Here is a 12,842-nt window from a genome sequence, read left to right on the forward strand (position 1 = left end):
GAGCCATTGGCTGCTATGGTCCAATAGTCGCCTTGTTTACGAGGACACTACGGCAAGAAAGCAGCTACATCCGAGGCAGCATGAATTTTCGAGGCAATCTACGACGGCTGATCAACGAGGTCGGCTGCGACTTTATTCATCAACTGCCCTATCCGCACGTGGACTTGTTCTTCTGGCGTCCCGACGATGGAACGATCAATTTCGGTGATCATCTTTCGATCGTTGTCGTTGACCATCTCTTGCGGCAATTCGGCTATACGCTCGCCGATGAGGTGCCGCGGCAAGCGCGCTTGTTCGCGATCGGCTCCGTGCTCCACTACGCGCGAAATGGCGATGTGATCTGGGGAAGCGGCGTAAACGGACGCCCCGGCCAAGGCGACCTCAACCATCGCGTGCAGAATTTGGACGTGCGAGCGGTGCGCGGCCCCCGTACCCGGGAAGTTCTGCAGCGCCGGGGCATCGCGGTTCCCGAAGTGTTCGGAGATCCGGCGTTGCTGCTTCCTCAGCTGTTTCCAAATCGTTTTCGCCCTACTGCCAAGAAGCCGTGGGTGTTTGTTCCGAATTTGCACGATTTGAACATCGTCGACCCTGCCGCCGATACGGTGGTCTCACCGCTGGGATCCTGGAACCGCCGAATTGACGCCATACTCGAAGCTGAACTGGTTCTGGCCAGCTCGCTCCACGGCATCATCGTCGCCGAGGCATTCGGGATACCGGCTCGATACGTACGGCTGAGCAGCGGAGAGGCCGAGTTCAAGTATCATGACTATTATGAGGGCACCGGCCGGTTCGCCGTCGAGTTTGCGACGAGTATTGACGAAGGTCGCGAGATGGGGGGAGCTGCGCGCCTCAACTTTGATCATCGTGCCTTGATGAGTGCATTCCCGATCGACCTCTGGAGCGGAAAGAACTAACATGGCCAAGCGCCTTCGCGTGGCCATCTACGCGCCGCATTTTGCGGAATATTCCTACCGGCTCGCATCGGGACTGGCGCATCATTGCGACGTTCGGCTTGTGCTCAACCGCAAAGACGCGAACCAGCAATGGGAGCTTGCCGATATCGCTGTGACGGCGCCGTTCGAGACACGGATTCGCGACCTCAGTCTGCGGCGCGGCGGCGCAATCGGCATCCCTGCCTCGTTCATCGACATAATTTCCTTCCGCCCGGACGTGATCCATTGTCACGAAGTTCCCGAGATCTACACGTCCAAGCTGATTCAGCTCCTGCGTCCGCTCGGCATTCCCCTGGTGCTGACCGTTCACGATGCTATCCCGCACTCGGAGGGCGGCTCCGGCACCTCGCCCCGTGAAGATGCCTGGCGCGGACGCATGCGTGCGGCCGCCTCGATCGTCACGACGCACGGCGAGAGCTGCATTGCAGATTTTCATCGCGCCTCGCCCGACTTCAAGGGCGAGACGGTTTCCAGCATGCACGGCGTGCTGATGGTTCCGCCGGACAAAAGCTCGTTCACCGAGCCCGAATCCGGACGCATCCTGTTTTTTGGACGGATGTGGGCTTACAAGGGCCTCGACGTTTTCATCGACGCGATCGACATGTTGGCCCAGCGCGGCGTCGCGCATGAAGCGATCGTCGCCGGGCGCGGCCCCGAGATGACACGGCTCGGCGCCCGGATGGAGGCAATGCCGACGGTCAAGACCATCAATGCCTACATTTCGCCTGCGGATACCGGACGTCTATTTCAATCTGCTACGGTGGTTGCCTTGCCCTACAAGGATGCATCACAAAGCGGGGTGCTCGCATCCGCCTATGGGAATGCGCGTCCCGTCGTCGCCAGCGCCACCGGTGGCATTCCCGACGTCGTGACGGACGGCGTCAATGGTCTCCTGGTCCCTCCCGGCGATGCCACTGCGCTCGCCGATGCACTCGAGCGCGTGCTGACGTCGAATTCACTCGCCACAACGTTGGCTGACGGCGCGCGGCAGACCGCGGCCGGCCTTCTGAACTGGGACCACATTGCCGAACGGTTGCTTGGATCCTATCACAAGCTCGCCGGTCGCACCGTGAAGTGAGCGCGACACGCGCTCTCTCATGCCGATTGCCCCACTTTCAGCGGTCGAAAGAACGTGCTGCGGAACGCGCCGTCCAGCAAGCGCCTCAGCCGGACCTCGATCAGTTCATAGCTGATCGCACTTGCAGCCAGTGACATCACCAGCCCGAGTCCGATGAAAGCCGCCCATAGCAACCAGCGGTCGACGCCGGCGGCAACCAGCTTCAGGCCAACCACTTGCAAGGGGAAGAGCACGAAGGGGTGCACGAGATAGAGGCTGTAGCTGATCTTGCCGATATATTGGAGCGCCGGCGTGCTCAGGGCCTTCCCGAGGCCTGATTCCGGGGCGAGCACCATGGCGAACAGCAGAAATCCGGGAATGAGGCCCACGAACGGATGAAACAGCACCAGGCTCGCATACAGCGCGGCCCCGCAGACGAGCCCTGCGACCAGACCGAGCCGTCCGGGAATGGAAATGCGAAATCCCGTCGCGCTGAACAGCATCCCGATGCAGAAGAACGCGGTGATAGGCCAGCGCATCAGGCAGGCCACGCCCAGCAGGATCAGAGGCGCAGCCAGCAGCCTGCCGCCGGCGCGCCACATCGAGAATGTCAGCGCAAACCAGATGTAGAATGCCCACTCATAGGTCAACGTCCACGCATTCTGCTGGGCAATGGGCAGGCCGAGCGCGTCCTGCACGAAGAACAGGTTGGCCGCAAAGATCGCGAGATAGCTGGTGAGATCGATCCCGCGGAAGAACTTGTAGGCCACGATCGGCCCGATCGCGAACAGCGCAAGATGCAGCACGACGAACACCGGCATGATGCGCAGGACGCGGTCGAAGAAGAACCGCGACAGCGAACCGTGGCGTATCAGACTGGCCGGGATCAGGAAGCCGCTGATCATGAAGAACAGCTCGACACCGTGCCCGCCGACATTGATCACAGATTGCAGCCAGGGCCAGATCGGCGGCAAGAATCCGGGGTTCGGGATGTCGTACATGCCTGCCTTCGGCATGTCGTAGAAATGATCCATCAGCACGCTCAGCGCCGCGATGGCACGAAGGCCCTGGACCGAAGGAAGGAACGATCCATCATAGGCGGCGCCCGGCTGGTGAGGTGCCTTGATCACTCTGCGGCACCCTGGGTGCTGAGCACTGGCTCGAGGACGACAGGCTTTCTTCGCGCGGAGCGGAATCTTTGCCCGAAGGAAATGCTGGGCTTCTCGATGAACGTGTATGTCATCCAACTGACGAGGATCGACAATGCCAGGATGACGACCAGGAAGATCGACCATCCGAGGGGTCCGTCGCCGAACCATACCAGGCGGTGGACGTAGACGATCGCGAACGGCGACATCAGATAGACCGAATAGCTGATCACGCCGACGAATGCCATCGGACGCCAGGCCATCCGTTCGCCGAACACGGCAAAGCCGATGAAGACAAGCGCCGCGGAGATATAGGCCGATCCGATCGAATAACTGTAGAAGAAATTCTCGTGATACACGCCGCCGAACCGGCGGTCGGACAGGGTGGCGGCGAAGACCGCATACAGAAGCGTGCAGACGGTCACATGCGTCCACCGCAGCTTGCCGCCAATGACGGTGTCGCGGATGATCTTGCCCAGGAACATCGCCGAGAGGTTCAAGCCGACCTCCATCACCGAGGAGACTGCCCTGCTCTCAACGAAAAGTGCAGCTGTGGTTCCCACCAGCGCGGCGGCAACGACGATGGTCACCGCCGTGAAGCGCCGGTTGAGCAGCCCCATCGCAAAGAGAATGGTGCATCCGACGTAGAACAAGAGTTCGATCGCCAGCGTCCAATAGAACACCCAGAGATTCGGGACGTTCACGAAAGTCTGCAACATCGTCACGTTAGCGGCGATCTGCCCCAGCGGAAAACTCTTCGAATCCAGCAGCTGCACCGACACGAGCCCGACAACGATCGAAGTCCAATAAGCCGGATAGAGCCGGAAGAAGCGGCTGATCGTAAAATCGCGCACAGGCGTGGCGCTGTCCGGGAAGCTGAACGGAATGACGAAGCCGCTCACGAAGAAGAACAACACGACCCCGAACCGGCCAAAGTTCATGTAGTAGCCGAATATGTCGTGGAGGGGCCCGTAATAGACACCCGTCGGGTGCTTTTCCAGGATGACCTCGAACACGTGCTGGACCAGGACGGCCAGCACGGCAATGCCGCGCAGTGTGTCGATGAATGCGAGCCGTTTATGCATTGTTCGTTCTCACCTGCTTCCGCTCGCCGCCGGTACATCCGGGCGGAAGCCTTCTAATGACGGCATCGGTGGCCGTACGATGATTGGCACGGCGTCGCCCGCCCGCGCGGTGGTCGCGCGCCGCGAGAACACCTCGCTGAAGCTCAACGCGATGATCAGCAGGCCGGACGCCGGGCCGTAATTCAGAACGGTGATCGTGAACAAGTTGACGACGAAGATCAGCGTCAGCTTGTAGACGTCGGTCGTGCCGAACGTCGCCCGGAATACCATCACCATGAATGCGACGAACGGGAGTCCGAACATCAGATACGTGCCGATGTAGAAATTGTCGACGGGAACCCAGAAGGCGGCGAGCGGCGAGAACAGCTTCTGCGGATAGTTGAAGCAGCCCACGCCGCAGCCGGTCACGAGACCAACGGGCATGAGCTGGCTCAGGTAGACGAACGGCAGTTGCCAGCTGTTGTTGATGCGGTCGACGATGCTGAACAGGGTCGTGTGCGGCACCGCGGCGGTACCCGAAGCGAGCACGATCATGAAGAACGGCACCAGGATCGCGGCAAACGACCACAATGCAATGTTCCGTATCGCGGAGAAGCGCGACTTCTCCGGGAGCATCCGCACGAACACCAGCAGAATCAAGTAGAGCACGAGGACGATCATGGTCGTCTTGCTGGTCGTCAGACGGATGATGTAGACCGCAAGAGAGCCGTACAGAAGGCACCAAATCGTGCTCTTACGGATCGACGTAATTGCGAAGGACACGAGTATGAAGAAGGCCGCCATGGTACTTTCGGCAGCAAAGCCCGTGAGACGCTGATCGTCACCGCCATAGGCCCACCATAAGCGACCCGCCTCACGAACGGCGCCGAAGGACTCATATTTGTATCCGACCCAGGGCATGAAGTAGAATTTCGTCAGTAGCACGCCGATCAGCGAGAGGTAGAACGTCGCGGCGATGACCGACAGCAACTTCTTGTAGGAGCCCAGACTGGTGTCGCAGAAACAAAATCCGACGAACACCGGGAGCATCATCTTAAACGACGACATCGCCGCGTTGACCGTCCCCAGCATGAAGTAGCCGAGCACCAGCGACAGCATGATCTGCACGAGGACAACTGCAGCCATGATACTGCGATTGCGCAAGATGCAATGCACGATGAACTGGACCAGGCACAGAAGCGCAATGCCATCCGGCACGAACCAAAGCGCGTCCAAATGCATGATGCTGGTGTAGTACCGCATCATACCGCCGAAGGCATCCCGGACCAGATAGGCTGCGAGCGCGATCGCCTCGATATTGAGGCTGATCAGCATCATCCTGCGGGGTTGCAGCGCGAAGGTGCTCATGCGCGGCTCAGTTGCTCAGCCGCGCCGATCGGGCGGGGGATGGCGCAAAATCCGGGGGGCTTCCGAATGCATTTCGCAGGAGCCTGCCGCCGGGAATTTCGACATAGAGATAGGTGAGGTGCGAAACCGCGAGCACGGCGGCCAGTGAAACGACGAGATTCAGCGTCGCCGGCAGGCCTGCCCAGATCGAATCCAGGGCGGCGATTCGCCCCGCCCCCACGCCCCGCACGAAGTATTCAGCCAGCAGCACCACGAGCGCGTGCACCATATAGATCGAGTACGAACGACGCCCCAACCAGATCAGCGGCTTGGCCACCAGGATCCGCGGCACCAGCAGCGCATCCGGAAAGGCCAGCAGGCTGCCGAGGAAGATCGCGAACATCACTGGCGCGAGGAAGGTCGCGGCAGGATTGGCCTCCGCCAGGGACACCAGGACGATGCTCGCGATCATGGCGACGAATTGCAATGCGCCCTGCACGGCAGGCCCCGGCTTGGCCGGCAGGCGATCGACGATCCTCACCATCAAGACGCCCAGGAAAAAGCCGACGAAGCAGCGTAGCAAGCCGAAATCCGTCTGAAGCTCGATGCTCTTCTTTTCGAGCACGAAGATGATGAAGACGAGACTTCCGACCGCGAGCAGCCCGGAGAGGACATAAAACCACGCCAGCGAGCGCATGCGCAGGGCAATGAGAACGATCAGACCAAACACCAGGTAGGTGTAGAACTCAACGCTGATGCTCCAGCTCGGCGCATTCCAGCTGAGATAGTCGATGAACCCCATCGAGTGGAGAAGCAGGACGTTGAGGCCGAAGGAATAGGCATTGTTCACTTCGAACGCCGCAGGCGCGGCGACGACCACCCCCGCCATGACCAGGCCGATGCGCAGCAGGCGAAAGACGAGGTTTGCCAGCAGCATGACGATATGCAGCGGGTAGACTCGCGCCAGGCGCCGTACCATAAATTCGCGCAGCGAGAAGCGCGTGAAGTCGTTCTCGACGTAGCTGAGCGCCATGACCATTCCGCTGAGAACGAAGAACAGATCGACCAGCAGCCATGCACTCCTGAAGAAGGAGCAGTTGATCCAGGCGTTGTGCGGGAATGCCGCGAGAAAGGTTGGCATCAGCAGCAGATGGTGGATCACCACGGAAGTCGCGGCGATCCCCCGGATGCTGTCGAGCGGCAGGACGTGCGCCTTCTCACGATGAACCAACTCCGTCACATCAACATTCCGTAGCTGTTGCACCGCAGCAGTGTGTATCAGGTCTCAACGCGTGATCAATCTCTGCAATCACGGAGCCGCATTCGATGCATGACGACCGACAATAATTTCAAAGCTTGCAGATCATTCGGACATGCGAGCGCCAAGTTCATGCCACTTTTCATCCGACGTGCGCCTGCTTCGGCGCGCAAGCCAATCGACATGGGATGATTGCGAGTATTTGCGCGCAAAGTGTGCGCGAAATTCGGCACTGTTGCGATCGAGGCCCTTGCAGCACATTGATTGCTGCGTGCCAATGTCGCGCGAAAAAATCTTTCGCCAATGGGGAACAATAAACGCGCGTCGTGACTTGTGTGTCGGTTTTGCGACGAGCGGCTGCGCGAGTGCCCGATATGTTTTCAGGTTGCAACATTCATGGGCGTGATTTGCCGATCTCGCAGGCATTGTAGAACTTGTTTTTGCAACCGGCGAACAAGCGGGCTCGCGTTTGTTTTGTCGCCAGCTTTGCACCAGCTTTTGCGTCGCACAAAAAGATGACACAGTTACCTGTCAAGTTTCGCCTGTTCTCCTATTGCAACAGAAGCAAGGAACACGGATGGGCCGCGGACTAACACGTCGTCATGCGCAGCCGCGATGGCTAGCGATTGTCTTGATTGGTTCTGCGCTGATTGTGTCGAGCGCTGGTGCTTGCCGCGCGCAGTGCGTCGAATTCTCGGACCGCGCCTCGCAACTCGAACTCGACACCTTCGCAAAGTCGCCGTCCTCGCTCCTCGAGCGGTTGCGCAATGACAAGGAGAAGTTGCGGTATTGGCTCGCGCGCTATGTCGCGACGAATCCGTCGGTGCTGCCGTCCGTCCAGACGCTCATCTCGGCGTCGGCTTCAGCCGATCGCTCGTCCATCGGCGCTGCGCTGCGCCTTGCCGAAGCACGTTGCACGTCGACCAAGCCGGACGCCGCGCGCAAGATCAGGGATTTCGTGCAGCGGATCGGCGATCTCAACGTGCAGGCCGGTTATTCCGGCGCCGGAGAGGACAGCTCCGGCGTCCAGGCCCAATCGCAAATCAAGACCTCGCCGCAGCCGGGCCGTGGCGGAGCACTCCTCGAAGGCGAGTGGAGAACCAAGCTGGCCAATCCATTCAAGCCCGTCCCCCTTCCGAATTGATCCATGATCGTCAAAGGCAGCGAATTAGCACATGTACCAGCCTAGGGAACATTTCCAGTCGGGGCACCGATTCGGCATCGAATTCGGCGGGGCGGTCCTCAGCTTCGAGCGCGTGGCCGACGTCCTTCGCCGCCAATGGCCGATCATCGCGGTCTGTACGGGAGCTTCGCTGGCCCTGGTGATCGTCTACCTGGCCGTGGCGCAGCCCATGTATACGGCAAATGCCCGCATCATGATGGATACGCGGCAGACGCAAGTTCTGGACAAGGACAGCAACGCCAGCAGCGCCCTGATCGACACGGGCTACGTCGACAGCCAGGTGGAGATCATCAACTCGGACGACCTCATTCTGTCCGTCGTCCGCCGCCTGAAGCTGACAGAAGACCCGGAGTTCAACGGCTCCAAGCCCGGCCTGCTCTCTATCATCATCGGCAAGCTGACATCGCTATTCGGCTCCGGCGAACCAGCAAGCCAGGAGCGAATCGAACATGCGGTCGTCCAGCAGATTCAGAAGAATCTGCGTACGGAGCGCGTGCTGACGACATATGTGCTGTCGCTGAGCTATAAAGCGCGGAGCCCCGACAAAGCCGCCAAGATCGCCAACGCGATCGCCAATGCCTATCTCGTCGGCGCCCTGGAGGCCAAATATCAGTCCACCAAGCGGGCCACCGAATGGCTGCAGCAGCGCAGCCTCGAGCTGAGCGAGCAGGCATCGGCCAGCGATCGCGCCGTCCAGACCTTCAAGGCCGAGAACAACATCGTCGGAACCAGCCGCGGCCTGATGTCCGAGCAGCAATTGTCGGACCTCAACACGCAGCTAGTTCAGGCGCGGGCTGCGACCGCCGAAGCCAAGGCCCGGCTTGACCGGATCGACACGATTTCCGATCAGGATGTTGCGCAGTCGACCGTGACGGATGCCCTCAACAACTCGGTGATCACCCGTCTGCGCGCTCAATATCTCGACCTCCAGGCGCAATATGCCGACTGGTCCAGGCGCTACGGCAAGACCCACCTTGCGGCGGTCAATCTGGCCAACAAGATGGAGGAGCTGCGCAAGAACATCGCCGACGAGCTGCGTCGGATCGCAGACGCCTATCGCAGCGACTACGAGATCGCGAAGAGCCGGGAGGCCTCGCTCGAGAAGAACGTCAAGGAGCTCGTCGCCCAGGCCGGCAACAAGGGCCAGGCCGAGGTCAAGCTGCGCGATCTCGAAAGTGCCGCCGACACCTACCGCAATCTCTACAACAACTTCCTGGAAAAGCTGCAGAGCGCGACGCAGAACCAGAGCTTTCCCCTCAGCGAGGCCCGCCTCATCAGCACCGCCACCAAGCCGGACCGCAAGAGCTCGCCGCGAACGGTCCTCGCCCTCGTGGGCGGCCTGGTCGGCGGCCTCTGCCTCGGCTTCGGCGCGGCATTTGCGCGTGAACTGCTGAGCGACGTGCTGCGGACCCCCGGCGAGGTCGAGGATGAGCTCGGCGTGAAATGCCTCGGCGTGCTGCCGGACATACGTCCGCCGACGACGGCCGGCACGTTGCTCCCGACGTCAGCGAAGACCGGCCCTCCCGATCTGTCCCGCTACGTCGTCGATCATCCGTTCTCACGCTTTGCCGAGACCTTGCGCAACATCAAGGTTTCGATCGACGTCGCGCGTCTGACCCGCGAGATCAAGGTGATCGGCATCGTCTCCTCGCTTCCAAAGGAGGGCAAGACGACGGTGGCCGCCAATTTCGCGCAGCTGATCGCCCTCACCGGGCATCGCACGGTTCTGATCGACGGCGATCTGCACACGCGCTCGCTGACGCGGGAGCTCGCGCCCAACGCCAAGACCGGCCTCGTGGAGGCTCTCAACGATCCCGCGAACCTCGGCTACCACGTGCAGCGAAGCAAGGAGACGGGACTGGATTTCCTGCCCTCCGTCGTGGCCTCGCGCATGGTCAATTCGGCCGACGTCATCGGATCCAAGGCAATGGCCGAGCTGCTCAAGGTGCTGAGGGAGCACTACGAGTACATCGTGATCGATCTCGCCCCGGTGATGCCGGTGGCCGATTCCAAGGCCGTCAGCTTCCTGATCGACGCCATGGTCTACGTGATCGAATGGGGCCAGACCACGCGAACCGCTCTGCAGGAGTCGGTTTCGGGTTCGGAAGTCCTCCAGAAGAAGCTGATCGGCGCCGTGCTCAACCGCGCGAACCCGAAGATGCTCAAGCGCATCGAGGCCTACAAGGGCAAGCACCACAACAGCTATTACGTCGAGCACGCCTAGGCGGAGGCGAGGCGCCGCTCCCACTGAACAACTGGAATGAGCTCGGGCCCGTTGCCGATTGGCAGCGGGCCTTATTCGTGCTTGGCGGTCGCTTGAAGGGCATCCCGTGCGCCCTCGCGCACGGACCGAGATGCGGCAAGCGCTCCGGACCTGCTCGCGGGCTCCGTATTCGTCCGGAATCCACAACTTGCAGTTATTGCTCTAGCCAAAAGCAAGGATTGACGGATACGGTGGTCGCCGGGAAAGTTTGTGCCGGTGCCAGCAGCTGTCGATAAGACGAGACGATCCGAGCCTTGAGGCCTGAAAATGCCGAAACTTTAGGCATCTTTCTTTCTCGGTTCCCCGGGGCTAAACTCGGCTCATACTCGCAGTTATTTTTCCGGTAGGCTCGGATGCTGATCGTCCTGACGATTTTGACTGTTTGGGTCCTGCTCAACATTCTGTTCGTGTTGATCGTGGTCCCTCCACGCAAGCCGCTCCGCCACCCCATGGCGACGACGCTCTCACCCGCGCCCATCGACCCGAACCGGCGCCAGATCGAGCAGGACGAGCCTTTCTCGATCCGCCATGTCATCGTCTCCGTCGCAATGGGAGCCTTCTTCGTGCTCGTGCCGCCGCTGCTCGCGCTGCGCGATGCGATCATGCGGCTCTTCCGCAGGCCACCGCGAAATGGAACCTGAGGCCCCGTCCACGGAGGTTTCCGGCGATTGAGAGATCGAGCGGCTAATAGGCCTCTTGGAACATCACGGCGGACGCGGTGCGGGCCATGATCTTCAGGTCGAGCCAGATGCTCCAATTGCTGACGTACCAGACGTCGTACTCGACCCGCTTTTCCATCAGATCGATCGTTGGCGTTTCGCCCCTGAATCCGTTCACCTGAGCCCAGCCCGTCAGGCCCGGCTTCATGTGATGGCGGTAGACATACTTGCTGATCAGCTCGTCGTAATAATTGTCATGGGCAAGCGCGTGCGGACGCGGTCCCACCAGCGACATGTCCCCCCGTAGCACGTTCCAGAGCTGCGGCAGCTCGTCGATGCTGGTCATGCGCAGGAAGCGCCCGATCTTGGTGACCCGGGCATCCCCCTTAGTCGCCTGGGTCACCGTCTCGCCATTCTCGGCAACCGTCATGGTGCGGAACTTCCAGATCTCGAACGGCTTGCCGTTGAAGCCGCGGCGCGACTGCCGGAATATGACGCTTCCCGGCGAATCCAGCTTGATCAGCACGGCTACGGTCAGCAGCAGCGGCGTCAGCAGCACGAGCGCGAACAGAGCGACGCCGACGTCGAGACAGCGCTTCTGCAGCCGCTCGAGAATGGTCAGCGGCGGCCGCTGGATCTCGACCGCGACGGTTCCGCTGACCGGCAGGAACGGGCGGGTCACGAGGTCGGCAACGGAATCGTCCGGCAGCAGGCGAATCGGCTGCGGAACGGCGCGCAAATATGGCCCGAGCTTGCGCAGCATCGGCAATTCGTTCCAGTCGATCGCGAGCAGATATTCATCGACATCGGCCGCGCGCGACTGACGGATGACGTCGCGAATCTGCCGCTCCCATTGGCCGTCATCCCGGTCCTCTCCGAGCACGAAATGGCGCATGACGTCGAAGCCGTTCCTGCGCAAATCCTTGAAGCGGCTCGAGGTGAAGTCGAGCGGCTTCAGGCTGAGCAGGATCACCTTGCGGTCGACCAGGCGGCTTCTGGCAAAGCTCGTGCCGAACACGGCCTGCCAAACGAAGCGCAGGCTGATCAGGCCGAGCCCGCCGATCACGGCGAAGACGATGACGGTGCCGCGCGACAGATTGTCCGTCGATTTCAGCAGGAAGGCCGCAACGGCGAGGATCGTGAGCGACGTCAACCAGATAAACGCCGCCATTCGAAGCTGCCAAACCAGATTGAGCAAGCGGTGCGTGGAATAGACGTCCCGGAAATAGGCGATCCCGACGAACACCACACCGACGAACAATCCGGCTCCCACCGATGCACCCTCGGGCGGCGACGCGACCGCCACGCCATACAGCGAAGCCCCCGCCGCGTAACTCAGCAGGATCAACAGAAAATCAGCAGCGATGACGACGACCTGAAAGGGCCTCTGAAGCGCACTGCCGCGCGCAGATGACAGCGCATGAGCGCTTTCAGAACCGTAAGTTGCAACAGCCATTCGAACCTCTGCGTATCGAGAGAGTGCCTGACGCTCATCGTGATGCTGAAGACTCGTCAATTCCCCGCACGGAAAGTGTTGGTCGATCGCAGCGACATTGTGGCGCTGCACGCGAAACTTTTGCGGCGCACGGACGATGTGTCGCGTTGAGATGCGCGGCGAAATTCGGTGCGCTGAAAATGTCGTCACAGTGCTGACATACGAGCGAGCGAACTGCCCTATTTTGAATCAAGTTCCGCATCCAATGCGACGCCATCGTTGCACGGGCCGCTGTTCGCTGAAGTTTGAGGCGCTGCTTGCTGCCGACGAACGCAAACATCGGATCACTTGCGAGAGTTTCCAGGGATTTCTATCTGCGGATGTATGCGAGAATCTGCAACGAGTCATGCAGACTTGCTGCATGCTTCGAGCCAGCGATGCAATTCCTGCGGACCCCTCTCGTTCCTGAAGTCCA

The 12,842-nt window shown here is 60.7% G+C and carries 10 protein-coding genes; 5 read left to right on the forward strand and 5 right to left on the reverse strand.

Translation table 11 applies throughout. The features are described 5' to 3' along the window. Positions 1–80: 80 nt before the first annotated feature. On the forward strand, positions 81–914 hold the full coding sequence (locus I6F28_RS00275; protein ID WP_050991696.1) for a polysaccharide pyruvyl transferase family protein: 834 nt from the start codon (positions 81–83) through the stop codon (positions 912–914). A 1-nt stretch (position 915) separates the two neighbouring features. Then, positions 916–2,031 (forward strand): glycosyltransferase family 4 protein, encoded by a 1,116-nt coding sequence (locus I6F28_RS00280; RefSeq protein WP_225138982.1) that lies wholly within the window; start codon positions 916–918, stop codon positions 2,029–2,031. A gap of 17 nt (positions 2,032–2,048) precedes the next feature. On the opposite strand, the gene I6F28_RS00285 is transcribed toward I6F28_RS00280, so the two are convergent. The 4 genes from I6F28_RS00285 to I6F28_RS00300 are packed head-to-tail and all read right to left on the reverse strand — an operon-like array spanning position 2,049 to position 6,833. Beyond that, positions 2,049–3,140: an acyltransferase family protein gene (locus tag I6F28_RS00285; RefSeq protein WP_225138983.1), complete on the reverse strand. Its 1,092-nt coding sequence runs from the start codon at positions 3,138–3,140 to the stop codon at positions 2,049–2,051. Then, complete coding sequence (locus I6F28_RS00290; RefSeq protein ID WP_036013947.1) at positions 3,137–4,243, reverse strand: acyltransferase family protein; 1,107 nt, start codon at positions 4,241–4,243, stop codon at positions 3,137–3,139. The genes I6F28_RS00285 and I6F28_RS00290 overlap by 4 nt, the downstream gene beginning before the upstream one ends. A 9-nt stretch (positions 4,244–4,252) precedes the next feature. Beyond that, complete coding sequence (locus I6F28_RS00295; RefSeq protein WP_036035382.1) at positions 4,253–5,590, reverse strand: hypothetical protein; 1,338 nt, start codon at positions 5,588–5,590, stop codon at positions 4,253–4,255. Positions 5,591–5,597: 7 nt separating this feature from the next. Further along, positions 5,598–6,833 (reverse strand): acyltransferase family protein, encoded by a 1,236-nt coding sequence (locus I6F28_RS00300; protein ID WP_225112412.1) that lies wholly within the window; start codon positions 6,831–6,833, stop codon positions 5,598–5,600. 571 nt (positions 6,834–7,404) lie between these two features. On the opposite strand from I6F28_RS00300, the gene I6F28_RS00305 reads away from it, so the two are divergent. The 3 genes from I6F28_RS00305 to I6F28_RS00315 all read left to right on the forward strand — a co-directional run bounded on the left by I6F28_RS00305 (position 7,405) and on the right by I6F28_RS00315 (position 10,914). Further along, entirely contained in the window at positions 7,405–7,971 is a 567-nt protein-coding gene (locus I6F28_RS00305; protein WP_225138984.1) for a hypothetical protein, read from the forward strand. A gap of 31 nt (positions 7,972–8,002) precedes the next feature. Beyond that, the gene (locus I6F28_RS00310) at positions 8,003–10,234 is read left to right on the forward strand and encodes a Wzz/FepE/Etk N-terminal domain-containing protein (protein ID WP_225138985.1); all 2,232 of its coding nucleotides are present in this window, start codon (positions 8,003–8,005) and stop codon (positions 10,232–10,234) included. A gap of 392 nt (positions 10,235–10,626) precedes the next feature. Then, positions 10,627–10,914: a hypothetical protein gene (locus I6F28_RS00315; RefSeq protein WP_225138986.1), complete on the forward strand. Its 288-nt coding sequence runs from the start codon at positions 10,627–10,629 to the stop codon at positions 10,912–10,914. A 43-nt stretch (positions 10,915–10,957) separates the two neighbouring features. Here the strand turns inward: I6F28_RS00315 and I6F28_RS00320 are convergent, their stop codons facing one another. Continuing rightward, on the reverse strand, positions 10,958–12,388 hold the full coding sequence (locus I6F28_RS00320; protein WP_225130644.1) for an undecaprenyl-phosphate glucose phosphotransferase: 1,431 nt from the start codon (positions 12,386–12,388) through the stop codon (positions 10,958–10,960). Between the last annotated feature and the right edge of the window lie 454 nt (positions 12,389–12,842).

This window comes from Bradyrhizobium sp. NBAIM14 (genome assembly GCF_020193895.1).
Taxonomy (GTDB): domain Bacteria; phylum Pseudomonadota; class Alphaproteobacteria; order Rhizobiales; family Xanthobacteraceae; genus Bradyrhizobium; species Bradyrhizobium yuanmingense.